This is a genomic window from Eubacterium sp. An11 (genome assembly GCF_002161065.1).
Lineage (GTDB): Bacteria > Bacillota > Clostridia > Lachnospirales > Lachnospiraceae > Anaerobutyricum > Anaerobutyricum faecale.
The window spans coordinates 17,956-31,327 of sequence record NZ_NFLV01000035.1 but is presented as its reverse complement, the minus strand read 5'-3'; the positions used below and the strand labels follow the sequence as shown (position 1 = coordinate 31,327).

8 protein-coding genes are annotated in these 13,372 nt (G+C 50.7%); 2 read left to right on the top strand and 6 right to left on the bottom strand.

Annotated elements, in window-relative coordinates:
- The first annotated feature begins 494 nt into the window (after window positions 1-494).
- Window positions 495-986 (top strand): acyl-CoA thioesterase, encoded by a 492-nt coding sequence (locus tag B5E53_RS16520; RefSeq protein ID WP_087317059.1) that lies wholly within the window; start codon window positions 495-497, stop codon window positions 984-986.
- A gap of 167 nt (window positions 987-1,153) precedes the next feature.
- Here B5E53_RS16520 and B5E53_RS16515 read toward each other — a convergent pair whose 3' ends face one another.
- The 5 genes from B5E53_RS16515 to B5E53_RS16495 form a co-directional block, all read right to left on the bottom strand.
- Entirely contained in the window at window positions 1,154-2,245 is a 1,092-nt protein-coding gene (locus tag B5E53_RS16515; RefSeq protein WP_162611956.1) for a hypothetical protein, read from the bottom strand.
- A 184-nt stretch (window positions 2,246-2,429) separates the two neighbouring features.
- Window positions 2,430-3,761, bottom strand: a complete 1,332-nt coding sequence (locus B5E53_RS16510) for an alanyl-tRNA editing protein (protein WP_242963793.1) — start codon at window positions 3,759-3,761, stop codon at window positions 2,430-2,432.
- Window positions 3,762-3,764: 3 nt separating this feature from the next.
- Complete coding sequence (locus B5E53_RS16505) at window positions 3,765-4,793, bottom strand: hypothetical protein (protein ID WP_087317044.1); 1,029 nt, start codon at window positions 4,791-4,793, stop codon at window positions 3,765-3,767.
- Between the two features lie 69 nt (window positions 4,794-4,862).
- On the bottom strand, window positions 4,863-5,354 hold the full coding sequence (locus B5E53_RS16500; RefSeq protein ID WP_087317040.1) for a gamma carbonic anhydrase family protein: 492 nt from the start codon (window positions 5,352-5,354) through the stop codon (window positions 4,863-4,865).
- 770 nt (window positions 5,355-6,124) lie between these two features.
- Window positions 6,125-10,585, bottom strand: coding sequence for a PolC-type DNA polymerase III (locus B5E53_RS16495; protein WP_087317053.1), 4,461 nt, complete (start codon window positions 10,583-10,585; stop codon window positions 6,125-6,127).
- Between the two features lie 243 nt (window positions 10,586-10,828).
- Here B5E53_RS16495 and B5E53_RS16490 point away from each other — a divergent pair, with 243 nt between their 5' ends.
- Window positions 10,829-11,257, top strand: coding sequence for a hypothetical protein (locus B5E53_RS16490; RefSeq protein WP_087317037.1), 429 nt, complete (start codon window positions 10,829-10,831; stop codon window positions 11,255-11,257).
- 110 nt (window positions 11,258-11,367) lie between these two features.
- Here the strand turns inward: B5E53_RS16490 and B5E53_RS16485 are convergent, their stop codons facing one another.
- Window positions 11,368-13,302 carry an NAD(+) synthase gene (locus tag B5E53_RS16485; protein ID WP_087317034.1) on the bottom strand — a complete coding sequence of 645 codons (1,935 nt, stop codon included), beginning with the start codon at window positions 13,300-13,302 and terminating at the stop codon, window positions 11,368-11,370.
- Between the last annotated feature and the right edge of the window lie 70 nt (window positions 13,303-13,372).

Below are 13,372 nucleotides of genomic sequence, written 5' to 3'. Positions count from 1 at the left end.
ATTAACACCGTTTGAATTTCATGAACGGTTATTAGCCGCATAAAAATATTGCCCGGTACAAACCGGGCAACACAAAAATTTTATTTTTTTCATTGTCTACTTGACGGGTAGCACACCAGACTCACGGGCCCCTTTCTTTTTCTCTTTTCCTGAACGGGAATCCATTGCCTCCATAAATCTCCCCCGGCATCACAAATTTATTTACAAGAAAGAATCCTGCAAAGCAGGATTCTCCGCCTGTGGCGGGTCGCGAAAGCGGCATCTTCCTATCCGCCGCAGTGCGATCCTCGCGGAGCGTTTTTTATTTCATAGGAATGCAATTTCCTATGAAATAAAATATGCCCGGAAATCCCGATGGTGACAGATCCTATTCCGGGAGACTGTGCGCCGGTTTTCATTTTCTTTCGCCGTTTCCGGTATTCTGCTGGCATAATATATCAGGAAATGTTATGATGATTAAGAAAATAAAATTTACAGATGAGAGAGGTATCTTTATGGAATTTCGTGCAAAAACAGTGGCAGAATCCAAGGTGGAAACGGTACACATTATCCGTCCGGCGGACTTAAATGATGCGGGCCGACTCTTTGGAGGCGTGCTGATGCAGTGGATCGATGAGGTGGCCGCCCTGGTGGCTAAACGGCATTCTCAGATGAATGTGACAACGGCGTCAGTGGACAATCTTCGTTTTCTGCAGGGGGCTTTTCAACGGGACGTGATCGTGATCATCGGAAGGGTCACCCATGTGGGAAACACGTCCATGGAAGTGAAGGTGGAGACTTATGTGGAACACACCGATGGAAAGAGAGATCTGATCAACCGGGCCTTCCTGACAGAAATCGGTCTCGGTGAGGATAACAAGCCTGCCACGCTGCCACGCCTGATCCTTGAGACCGAAGAGGACCGGAAGGAATGGGAGCGGGCGGAAATGCGCCGGAACCTGCGGGCAAAACAGCGGAAAGAAGGATTCCATTTTTACGGCGAATAAAAACAGCCTCTGATCCTTCCTGCATTGAGCGCTGCCAAAAATCGGATTCTGTATCTGACTTCTGGCAGCCGGAAAAATCAAAGGCTGCTTTCTTTTATACATTTCCTATAAAATCTCAAAACATTTCAGCTGCGTACGGAAAATACAGGCTGACACATCCCGTAGGTCTACTGATCGAAGGACCAGGTTCCGTCATCGTTCTGCACACCGCCAAGGACATTTTCCCCGTCAGTGGATACCAGAACGTCCGTGGAAGATACGCTGTCGCCGTCTACTGAAAAATCATAGTATTCATAATCACCGATGGTGACAATCTTCTTAAAGCTGTATTCCGCATCGTCTCCGTAATATTCCTGTGCCAAAGCCAGCGCATCGTCCTCGGAGATCGCATCTTCTTCCGTGGAAGCAGATGCTCCGTCCTCTTCTGTGGTGGCGTCGGTCTCGTCCGTCTCATCCGTCGACTCTTCTGTGGTGGTCTCGTCACCGGTAGTGCCTTCGTATTCCTCCGTATCTCTTTCTGAGAAATCCACTCCGTCACTGTCTGCTTCTGTCTCTTCAAAATCCGATACCGCATAGGCAAATGCATTGTCCTCTCCTTCATAGGAAGTCGGCACGATGGTAATCTTATAGGTACCGCAGACTTCATCACCGGAATCCGAATCACGAAGCTCTGTGGTCAGGACATATTCATCACCTTCTGCCTGGCAGTCTGTGATGTAAGCTTCCAGAGAGCCGATGCCGCCGGAGAGGAATCCATAGGTACTGTCATCCTCATTGTATACAGCATACGTGTCATCCTCTGCCAATTCCGGAAACTCCAGATTGCCCTGCGCATAAGCGTCATAGAGAGCCGAAGCATACATATCTGTGGTATCCTCATCAATATACAGATAGTCACTGTCTGTATCCACGGTGACATCCTTCACAAAATCATTCATAAGAGATGTCAGCACAGCCATGGAGAACCAGAAAGAATCCGCCTCATCTTCCGTGGAATCTTCGTTATAATATGGAAGCTCCTTGGAATACGATTCTACCATCAATGCTGTCAGCGGATAAATCATATCTCCAAAATCAGATGGCAACGTGACATTTCCATCCACAAAATCTTCCGAATCCGCATCCTTCTCCTCTGTCGTATCCTCCGTGGATGCCTCCGTCGGCTCTGCATTATCCTGCTGGTCACTCTTCTTGCTGCCGCAGCCCATCAGTGAAAAGGCCATGGTTCCGGCCAGCAGCACCGCACCCCAGCGTTTCATTTTATTAAAATGCATCTTAACCCCTTCTTTCTGTGAATTTTCTATATTGATAACAATTTCTCACGAAACTATGTTAAATCTTACCCCATAATTACGGTAAAGTAAATAACTTCTTTCTTACACTTTGATTAAAGAACAATGAAAAATCTTCGAAAATCTGCAAAATCTGTGGTTCTCCGACCTTTTACACGATCATAAAGCCTTTCCGGGTAAAAAAGTCTACGATATCTTTCTTTTCCGCCTGCAGAGATCCCTGGGCGAAAAATGGCTTCCCGCCGCCTTTTCCTGAAAGCGCCCCGTTCATTTCTTTGACCAGCTCCCGGACGTCTCCGTCCCGCTGTCCGATGGCGTACTTTCCTCCGGCGCCATTATTCCCGTCTTTTTGTTTCTCTGACCGCGGCTCCTCCAGCGAGATGACCACACAGATTCCGCCGCAGGTATCGAGAACAGCATCCGCTTCTTTACGGACCTCTGCGGCATCCAGATTCTGCTCCAGCACAAGTACGCTGCCTTTACCTCTGCACTGACTGGCCCGCATGGCAAACTGTTCCTGACGAAGGGACGCGATCTGTCCCTTGAGCGCATAGATTTCATCCTGCAGATGGCGGACTGCTTCCGGAGTCTGATCCGGTTTTACGGAAAGTTCCACCGCAACACGGCTATTGGCCTCCAGATGCTGGTGCAGCAGCCGGAGCGCCCGTTTTCCGGATACCATCTCCACCCGGACGCCCTCCCGGAAATGTTTCACCGACAGCAGTTTCACCAGACCGATCTCTCCGGCAGCCTCCACATGAAGGCCGCAGCAAGCGCAGAGATCGCCTCCCGGAAATTCCACCAGGCGGACTTCTCCGGTCAGCTCCTTTTTGCTTCGGAAAGGCAGCCGTTTTCTTTCTTCCGCATCCGGAAAAAATATTCTGGCCGGCCGGTTCTCCCAGATGTAATCATTGACTTCTTTCTCCACCTGCAAAAGCTGCACTTCATCTAAAAGACCGTTAAAGTCTATGGTGATCACATCTTCGCCCATATGAAATCCCACATTATCATAGCCATACTTTTTATGAACACAACCGCTCACGATATGCTCGCCGGAATGCTGCTGCATCAGATCAAACCGGCGCTCCCAGTCGATAAAACCGTGAACCTTTGTTCCGGCAGATAACGGCTGATCCACATAGTGGCGGATATCTTCCCCACTCTCTCCTGCATACTGAACATCCAGGACAGAAATTTGTCCGCTTCTTTTCATTGATAACGAACCGCTGGATTCCGGCTCTCCGCTCGTGGCGGCGGCGCCGGCTGCACTCTCTGGCCGGTTTTCACATGTTTCATGGACCCCGCCGTCATGTTCCGGGCACAGCACGCCCCTGTCCGCCGGCTGACCACCGCCTTCCGGATAGAACACGGTCTGGTCGAGTATCACATAAGTTCCCGCTTCATCTTCTCCGCAAAAAAGAACCTCTGCCTCAAAGTCTTTTTGATATACATTTTCATAAAATAATCTTCTTGTCTTCATCATGGTCTATTCTTCATTCTTTTTGACATACAGGGTAATATCCGTCTCCGGATTCTGCACCTGCATCTGGTATTCTGTGAATTCATTCTCACAGTCTTCATCCGAATAAACGGTATATCCATCGTGGCTCAGCACATTAAAATATACGCCGCTCGGGATGTCAAAGGTGTACGTTTTCTCATCGTTTCCTTCATAATCGTAATAGACAGTACATTCTCTGTCTGTGGCCTCATCCTTGATATTCTGGTAAAATTCCGGATTCTTATTCTCTCCGTCAAATTCCACCGTATAGCTGTAGAACTCTTCTCCGTTGCAAGTCTCCACAGCAGTCAGAACAGCCATGGTATCTTTATCCACCGTCAAAGTCTGCACGATCTGGTCTCCGGCATTAAAACCATATCTTGTGGTGTAAGCGTCTCCCTCAGAGACATCATAGGTTGCCTCAATCTTCAGGAAGTCTCCGCTCTCCTGCTCACTGGTGATTTTTAATCCGTCATTCATCTGGAAAACTTCGCCCTCAATCTCTGAAACACAGACATTCTCGTAATCGTCTCCCAGCAGTCCGTAATAATATACAAAGTTGCCGTCATAACGATACAGCTGTTTATTGCGGATAACTTCTTTGTAATCTTCTTCCATACCTTCCGTTTTGTAATAAGAATAATAATCTCCATTGTTGGTCTTTCTCACAAAACGGGCGGTTTTATAATCATCTTCATTGGTCAGATGTGAATAATTCACGGTAATCAGCACATTCTCATGACCGTCCAGCAGTGACTCCATGGTGTTAGCACTATTGATCTCGGAAATATAGCTGGTCATTTTCTGATTGCTCCGGAAAACAAATCCCCAGACGGCAAGGATAATCACCGCTGTCAGCAGAAGACTGATCCCAAGTATCTTCCAAAACCACGGTCTTTGGGAACGTTTTTCCAGAGTTTTTCCCAGATCATAACCCTGATACCGCTTTCCTTTTCTCCACTTTCCACCAGACGGTGCCGCATTTTCTTCAATGTCTATAATGCTCTTCGACATGTATTTTCTCCCTTCCACATCAGCGCCGGCCCCGGTTTTCCTGCGGCGGCGCCGGTCTGTCAGCGCTTCCTACTGCTGCAGATTCTTTGTCAGCATATAAGTGAGCGCGCTGGTCTCATTGTGTTTCTTTTCCTCCTCCGTCAGAGGACGGATCACTCTGGCAGGGGAACCAAACGCCAGCATTCCGTCCGGAATCTCTGTGCCTTCTGTCACAAGACTGCCCGCGCCGATGATGCAGTCCTCACCGACTTTAGCGCCGTTCATGACGATGGCTCCCATTCCAATCACCGTATTGTGGCCGATGGTGCAGCCGTGAATGATCGCATTATGACCGATGGTAACACTGTTTCCCACTTTACACGGGAAATCTTTGTCCGCATGAATGACCACTCCATCCTGCACATTGGAACCGCAGCCGATGACGATAGGAGCCATATCCCCCCGGATCACCGCATTGTACCAGACGGAACTCTCATCACCAACTGTCACATTTCCAATTACAACCGCACCTTCCGCTACCCAGGCATTTCCCTGTATGTCCGCATTTTTAATATATGCCATAATCTTTCCTTTCCGGGCGTTCCTGTTTTCCCCGATGTCCTTCTCTTACGAAAACCGCACCGGCACGCCCATTATATTTTTTACCATTTCTGAAAATGCAATTCACCACCGGGCGCACTGCATTTTCAGCCATGGTAACATCTTATCATGAATTGGGGGATTTGTCGATTTTAACCTATCGGTTTTGAGATAATCCGGGTACAGATACGCAGACGGGATTTGCGGCTTTATATATAACCTAGAAAAACGCAGTCAGGGAAGTCTCCTCCTCCACTTCGGCAGGCTGCTAACAAACCTTCTTTTTACAACTGCCCGCCACGCCTGCACTCACAGTCGTCGTCAAACCATATCAATGCCTTGTCTTCTCCAAATGCAGTCTACGTGCATGGAAATTTACAAGAACCCTCTGCTACGTTGGCAAGACAGTTAGCCATAGCAGCATACGGGACACTCTGATTTTAAAATCTATAACAATGTCTGTGCAAGTGGCAGATACCCGGATGGCTTGCTCTTCGTTTTCTCATCTCCCGCTGCCTCGCCACAGTAGCCCGGATTGTTGTAAAGGTGGAAACAATATCGTTTTCTAATATACAAATGACGTTCAGGACACATAGGGTCTTCGGCCGCGAGCTGTGAGGGAGGACTGGCGAAATCGCCTGATGTCATTTATCCTTCAACAGTCCGAGTGAGGGTCGAGACGGGCGAACCCGTATGTGTTCTTACGTCATTGTCTGTTTATGGAAAAGTTGCAGCTACCTTTACAAATCCCATTATACAGCCAGAAAATCCGCCAGTGAAAGCTGGTCGCTTTCCGGCAGTCCGGTCAGGATGCCCAGTTCCACCATCTTATCCACGTTGGTCTTGCTGACCTTGGCCTGTTCCCGGAAGTTGTCCAGGGAAGTAAACGGCCCGTGTTTGGCCGCTTCCTCCACCTGCTCGCAGGCTTTGTCTCCGAGACCTTCGACGCTGGACAGAGGCGGCATGATCTTCCCGTCAATGATCTGGCAGTCTCTGGCTTTGGCCCTGTAGATATCGATCGGCATGAACTCGAAGCCCCGGGCGTACATTTCCTGGGCGATACGTCCGTCCCGGATGGTATCCTGATCTTTCTTGGTCTGCTGCTCTTTCGGCATGGAGGTAAGCTCATTGAGATATTGCTCCAGGATGGCCCGTCCCCGGCACATGATCTCGTAGGAGAAAGCCGAGGCGCGGATGCTGAAATACGCGGCGTAGTAAGCCAGCGGTTTGTGGACCTTAAACCAGGCCACCCGCCATCCCATCATAACATAGGCGGCGGCATGGGCCTTCGGAAACATGTATTTGATCTTGCGGCAGGAACCGATGTACCATTCCGGCACCCCGTGGGCAAGCATGGTCTCCACCCACTCATCTTTCAATCCCTTGCCCTTCCGGACGGATTCCATGATGGTGAAGGACTCTTCCTTATCCAGTCCCATGTTGATCAGGTAGGTCATGATATCGTCACGACAACAGATGGCCGTGGAAATCTCCGCCTGACCGCTCTCAATGAGGGTCTGGGCGTTGCCCAGCCACACGTCCGTTCCGTGGGACAGACCGGAAATACGCACCAGATCGGAGAAGCACTGGGGATTCGTATCTTTTAACATCTGCATAACGAAATCCGTACCAAACTCCGGCACACCCAGAGATCCCATCTCCACGCCGCCGATATCCTCCGGTGTGATGCCCAGAATCTCCGTACCATGAAACAGCTCCATGACGTCTTTGTCATCGAGAGGAATCGTCTTGGCGTCAATGCCGGTCAGATCCTCCAGCCGCCGGATCATGGTGGGATCATCGTGTCCGAGAATATCAAGCTTCAGCAGGTTGTGGTCAATGGAATGATACTCAAAATGGGTGGTGATGATATCCGTGTTCACATCGTTGGCCGGATGCTGGATGGCAGTGAAATCATAGATTTCATGCTCATGAGGCACGACGATGATTCCGCCCGGGTGCTGTCCGGTGGTTCTCTTGACGCCGGTACAGCCTTCCGCCAGACGTTCCATCTCGCAGCGGCGTTTATGGATGCCCCGCTCCTCAAAATACTTCATCACATAACCGTAAGCCGTCTTCTCCGCCAGGGTACCGATGGTTCCGGCACGGAAAGCGGAGCCTTCCCCGAAGATGACCTCCACGTATTTGTGGGCCTTGGCCTGGTACTCTCCTGAGAAGTTCAGGTCGATATCCGGCTCTTTATTGCCCTTGAATCCCAGGAAGGTCTCGAACGGAATATCATGGCCCTCTTTTAACAGCTTCGTGCCGCAGACCGGGCAGTCCCGGTCGGGCATGTCGCAGCCGGACATACCTTTCATGGTATAAGGCTTTACATACTCCGAGTCAAAGTCCACAAAATGGCATTTCGGGCAAATGTAGTGAGCCGACAGAGGATTTACCTCCGTGATCCCTGACATGGTCGCCACGAAGGAGGAACCGACAGACCCCCGGGAGCCGACCAGATAACCGTGATCGTTGGAATCCTTTACCAGTTTCTGGGCAATGATGTACATGACGGCAAATCCGTTGGAGATGATGGATGTAAGCTCCCTGTCCAGACGTTCCTTTACAATCTCCGGCAGTTCCGGCCCGTATATCTCATGGGCCCTGTTGTAACAGATATCCGTCAGCTCCTTATCGGAATTCGGGATGACCGGAGGACATTTATCCGGATGCACCGGAGAAATCTTCTCGATCATATCGGCAATCTTGTTGGTGTTGGTGATGACCACCTCTCTCGCCTTCTGTTCACCCAGATAAGAGAACTCCTCGAGCATCTCCTCGGTGGTGCGGAAATAAAGGGGCGCCTGATTATCGGCGTCGGCAAATCCTTTTCCCGCCATGAGGATCCGCCGGTACTGTTCGTCTTCGGGATTCAGGAAATGTACGTCGCAGGTGGCGACCACCGGCTTATGATACTGTTCTCCCAATTCCACGATCTTTCTGTTATAATTCTGCAGATCTTCCACAGTTTTGGCGTCATATTTATCACTCTCCAGCATAAACGCGTTGTTGCCGATGGGCTGGATCTCCAAATAGTCATAAAAGTTTACGATCCGGGCGATTTCCTCTTCGCTTTTACCGCGGATGATGGCCTGAAACAGCTCTCCGGCCTCGCAGGCGGAACCCAGGATCAGACCCTCCCGGTACTTTTCAATGAGGCTTTTCGGCATCCTCGGCCGCCGGTTGAAATAATCCAGATGGGAAGCGGACACCAGACGGTTCAGGTTCACCCGCCCCACATTATTTTTCACCAGGATGATGCCGTGATAGGTGGCGGCCTTTTTGATGAGATCCGCCGAGGTGCTTCCCATGCTGTTGAGCTCTTCCAGGGTATGGACATCCTGCTCCTTTAACATCTCCACAAAACGGAGGAAAACTTCCGCCGTCACCCGGGCGTCATCCACAGCCCGATGATGGTGTTCCTGCTTGATGCCCAGATGCTTACAGACCGTATTGAGCTTAAACCGGTTCAGTCCCGGCAGAAGAAGTCTCGCCATCTGCACCGTATCCAGCACGGTGAAATCATGCTCGCAGCCCAGCCGGTCGGCGTTGGCCTCGATGAAGCTCACATCGAACTCCGCATTATGGGCCACCAGGGAACATCCTTCACAGAAAGCTAAAAATTCCGGCAGAATGGTTTCGATATCTTCCGCTCCCGCCACCATGGCGTCGTCAATACTGGTCAGCTCTGTGATCCGCAGAGGAATCGGCCGTTTCGGATTGACGAACACACTGTAATGATCCACGATCTCGCCGCCGGACACTTTCACCGCGCCAATCTCAATGATGGCGTCGTGAACCGGACTGAATCCGGTGGTCTCCAGGTCAAAAACCACAAAGCTGTCATCGAGGGTCTGCCCCCGGGCGTTGGTGACCAGCTTCTTCAGATCGTCCACAAAATAACCTTCCACCCCGTAAATCACCTTGAACGGTTCTTCCATGGTGATACAGTGATTGGCAATAGGAAATGCCTGCAGTACTCCGTGGTCCGTGATGGCCAGGGCCGGATGCCCCCATTCCTTGGCCGTCTGAATGACCTTTTTGATATCCACCACGCTGTCCAGATCGCTCATGACCGTATGGAGATGCAGTTCCACCCGCTTTTCGAGACTCTTATCCATTCGTTTCGTCCGAAAGTCGGGAATCGGTTTGATACCGGATATGGAAGACATGGTAATGTCATGCTCGAAGGTATCCATCCGGGGCATTCCCTTCACTTTATAGAACTTTCCCTTCTGAAACTCATCCAGGAAATCCGGCAGCTGTGCATTTTTCAAAAATACCTTTCCCACAATGGTATCGGTGAAATCCGTGATCCGGAAGCTGACGATACTTCTCTCCTGACGGATTTCACGGATATCAATGCCGATGATCTGTCCCCGGATCACCGTCTCGCCAATCTCGTCCACAATCTCCTCGATGGGCATGACTTCCCCATCGCAGTTTCTTCCATAGATGATATCCGGGTCTTTCTGCCTCTTGGCATAGCCGCCGAATTCTTTTCTTCTGGCCCGCTCTTCAAAGAAATTAGCAGAATACGTGCTGGTCTTCTTAGCCGGCTTCTGGCCGCCCTCTTTCTCCTGTCCGTCCTCCGCGTTTTTCTGGCCGCCTCTCTCCGCCTCGGCTTTTTCAATCTGCTCCATCACCATGCCCACCTCAAGGTTCAGCTTGTGATTTCTCGCCTTATAAAAGGCCTGTTTGGCGTCATCGGTAAAATCAAATCCCACCTGTATCTCTTTGCCGAACCGATGGGCATACATTTCTTCCAGATACTTTTTAAGCTTTGCCGATTTATTTCTTGCCAGGAAAGAATCCTCCAGAAGGATGGTCATGATATTTTCCTCAAAGCCCCACTCGCAGCGCAGAAACAGGCTGTACTCCACCTGTCCCATCCGGTGGACTTCATAGAGAATACTGTCCCAGTAATCTTTTGTCAGCTGTTCCAGGGTATATACCGGAGACAGCTCATACGTGTCATCGATGGTGAGAAACACCGAAGTGCCCCGAAACAGCGCATTTTTCAGATCATAGGCAATCTTGTTGACCAGCTTCTTTCCCATGATATGCTCACTTTTGGTGTGTACAATGAGTTCGTTGGTGCTCTGTTTCATCACCACCTTTGTGACAATGGTATTGGAAAGTACAAATTTTAAATTGTCGGGTATCGTATAATCCGGAAATACTTCCGGAAATGTCTGTCTTTGTTCCATAATGCCTCCTTCCCCGAAAAACAGGGGAGCCGTCCTTCTCTCCTCCATAAAAAGGATCCTGCAAAGCAGGATTCTCCGCCTGCGGCAGGCCGCTCCAGCGACATTTTCCCATCCGCCACAGTGCAATCTTCGCTGGGCGTTTTATTTAAGGGAAAACGAAGTTTCCTGTTAAATAAAATAGTCATAAATCCCCTTTGGCAGAATAGAATTTATTAAAATTATGTATCGGAAGGACTGTTTTTTTTGAGTGCAAAAACAAAAATTATTGTGGTAAAAGCAAAAGAACTGATTTACACGGCACTGTTCATCTGTCTTGCTATTATTCTCATTCTCCTGCTCATTTTCATGTTCGCTCCGGAGGAAAAAAATGTGAGCACCAGCGCCGGCGTCTACACCCCGGGCGTCTATACTTCAACCATAACCCTGGGAGATACCGCCCTGGATGTGGCCGTGTCCGTTGATGAAGACCATATTACCTCCGTAAGCTTAAATAATCTGTCGGAAAGCGTCACCGCCATGTATCCGCTGCTGGAACCTTCCCTGGAAAGCATCAACGAACAGCTGGACAGCATTTCTTCCATCGACGACCTGCAGCTGGACTCCGAGAACAAATACACCGGACTCATCCTGCAGCAGGCCATCAAAAATGCTCTCCAAAAGGCGCAGTCCTGACGCTGCGCCATTTTCTGGCACTGCCGCTTCAATATTCCATGCCAGACAGCGCTTCGGCGTCCGTCCCAAATATACACTGCACCTTTGGCGCTTTTCCCCGGAAACGTGCTTTATTCCAGTCCCAGTTCTTCTTTCATTCTGTCAAGCTCCGCCATCCAAACAGCCGGACTTGCGTCGCTCGGCATCCGCAGGTCGCCTCTCGGTGAGACGGCGATGGAACCGACTTTCGGTCCGTCCGGCAGGCAGGAGCGTTTGAAATGCTGGGCAAAGAATCTCCAGCAGAAAGTCCGGAGCCATTTGTAAATAACAGCGTCCTCATAATCTGCGCCGAACGCTTTCTTTGCCAGGCGGAAGATTTTGGACGGGCCAAAACCGAAACGAAGCATATAATACAGATAAAAGTCATGGAGCTCGTAAGGTCCCACCAGGTCTTCTGTCTTCTGGGAGATCACCCCGTCCACCGGCGGCAGAAGCTCCGGACTCACCGGCGTATCCAGCACATCCAGCAGTACCTTCCGCAGTTCTTCCTCTCCGGTGGTATCGGCATAGTAACGCACCAGATGACGCACCAGTGTCTTTGGCACCGAACAATTCACCGCATACATGGACATGTGGTCGCCGTTGTAAGTGGCCCAGCCGAGGGCCAGTTCAGACATATCCCCGGTTCCGATGACCATGCCGTTTTCCTGATTGGCAATATCCATGAGAATCTGTGTCCGCTCCCTGGCCTGGGAGTTCTCATAGGTGACATCATGGACCTCCGGATCATGGCCGATATCTGAAAAATGCTGTTCCACCGCCCGGTTGATCCGGATTTCCCGCAGGGAAGCGCCCAGTTTTTCGGTGAGAGTCACGGCATTGGAATAAGTGCGGTCCGTGGTTCCGAAGCACGGCATGGTCACACAGATGATGCCCGCTCTCGGCAGATTCAGCATATCAAAAGCCCTCGCCGTCACCAGCACCGCCAGAGTGGAATCCAGACCGCCGCTGATACCGATGACCGCATGCCGGCATCCGGTGTGGGCCAGACGTTTCTTAAGGCCCATGGCCTGAATGGTCAGGATCTCGTCGCAGCGTTTATCCCGGTCTTCTTTATTGGAAGGAATAAACGGCGTCCGGGAAAAATACCGGTTCAGCTCCGTCTCTTCCTCTTCCAGCGTAAAATATACTTTATGATAAGACTGTCCCCCATCGCCGGTCACAAAGGTGGACGTCTTCCGGCGGTCCGCCGCCAGCCGCTCCAGATCAATCTCCGCCTCCGTATAATGATTCTCGAACCGTTCTGATTCCGCCAGCACCGTTCCGTACTCGGTAATCATATTGTGTCCGCTGTATACCAGGTCCTGGGTGGACTCGCCCTCTCCTGCGGAGGAATAAATGTAAGCACATACCAGCCTTGCCGACTGGGAGCTGACCAGTTCCCGGCGGTACGCGTCCTTTGTGGTGGTCTCATCGCTGGCAGAAGGATTGCAGATGACTGTGGCACCGGCCAGAGCGTGGAAGGTGGACGGCGGCAGCGGCACCCACAGATCCTCGCAGATTTCCGCCGCCAGCACCAGATTCTCCATATTCTCACAGCAGAATAAAATGTTCATCCCAAAAGGCACTTCCTGCCCCAGCAGACGGATCATCTCCACCTCTCTCTTACCCGGTGTGAAATGTCTCGCCTCATAAAACTCCGAATAATTAGGCAGATAATGCTTCGGCACCACGCCGAGAATCCGTCCTTTATACATAAAAACCGCACAGTTATAGAGCTTCTGATGAACAACCAGCGGCGCCCCGGCCACAATGACCATGGAAATGTCCGCCGTCTCACAAAGAAGCTCTCCCAGCTGTTTTCTGCTCTCCTCCAGCAGCGGCTTCTGCCAGAACAGATCGCCGCAGGTGTAGGCAGACATCACCAGTTCCGGAAGGACCAGCACTTTCACCCGGCGCTCCTGCGCCTTCTTCACTGTCTTCATGATACTCTCTTTGTTAAATACCGGGTCGGCCACTTTCACATCCACCGATGCTGCCGCCACCCGTAAAAATCCGTCTTTCATTCTACTTTCCTTTCTCTGCGCCCATGTTCCGCCCGGATGCAGCTGCTCCGGCAAGCTCTTTTTTGCGCGC

Coding starts and splice junctions, on each gene's coding strand:
- B5E53_RS16520 (WP_087317059.1), top strand. CDS start 495: ATGGAATTTCGTGCAAAAACAGTGGCAGAATCCAAGGTGGAAACGGTA.
- B5E53_RS16515 (WP_162611956.1), bottom strand. CDS start 2,245: ATGAAACGCTGGGGTGCGGTGCTGCTGGCCGGAACCATGGCCTTTTCA.
- B5E53_RS16510 (WP_242963793.1), bottom strand. CDS start 3,761: ATGATGAAGACAAGAAGATTATTTTATGAAAATGTATATCAAAAAGAC.
- B5E53_RS16505 (WP_087317044.1), bottom strand. CDS start 4,793: ATGTCGAAGAGCATTATAGACATTGAAGAAAATGCGGCACCGTCTGGT.
- B5E53_RS16500 (WP_087317040.1), bottom strand. CDS start 5,354: ATGGCATATATTAAAAATGCGGACATACAGGGAAATGCCTGGGTAGCG.
- B5E53_RS16495 (WP_087317053.1), bottom strand. CDS start 10,585: ATGGAACAAAGACAGACATTTCCGGAAGTATTTCCGGATTATACGATA.
- B5E53_RS16485 (WP_087317034.1), bottom strand. CDS start 13,302: ATGAAAGACGGATTTTTACGGGTGGCGGCAGCATCGGTGGATGTGAAA.